We start from the raw sequence: 251 nt of genomic DNA, 5'->3' as shown, positions 1-251 counted from the left end.
CCCAAGGTGCCGGCCACCCGCGACATCAGCTCGCGCAGTTCGGCGTGGGAGCGGGTTTCCTTCACTTCCGTGAACACCGGAACGAACGCGGTAGCGAACGAGCCCTCAGCGAACAGGCGGCGCAGGAAATTGGGCACCCGGAAGGCGACCCAGAAGGCGTCGGTCACCGCATTGGTGCCGAACGTGGTGGTGATGACCAGGTCGCGAACCAGCCCCAACACCCGCGAAATCATGGTCATGCTGCTGAAAGA

The 251-nt window shown here is 63.7% G+C and carries 1 protein-coding gene; it reads right to left on the bottom strand.

Annotation, left to right across the window (positions count from 1 at the left end; translation table 11 throughout):
- Positions 1-233 (bottom strand): lipid II flippase MurJ (locus RRF55_RS27530; protein ID WP_439419233.1); only part of this gene is annotated, 233 nt, incomplete at its 3' end.
- Positions 234-251: the final 18 nt, after the last annotated feature.

This window comes from Klebsiella sp. K47 (genome assembly GCF_051858335.1).
Lineage (GTDB): Bacteria > Pseudomonadota > Gammaproteobacteria > Enterobacterales > Enterobacteriaceae > Klebsiella > Klebsiella pneumoniae.
This window is presented reverse-complemented; position numbering and strand designations above follow the sequence as displayed.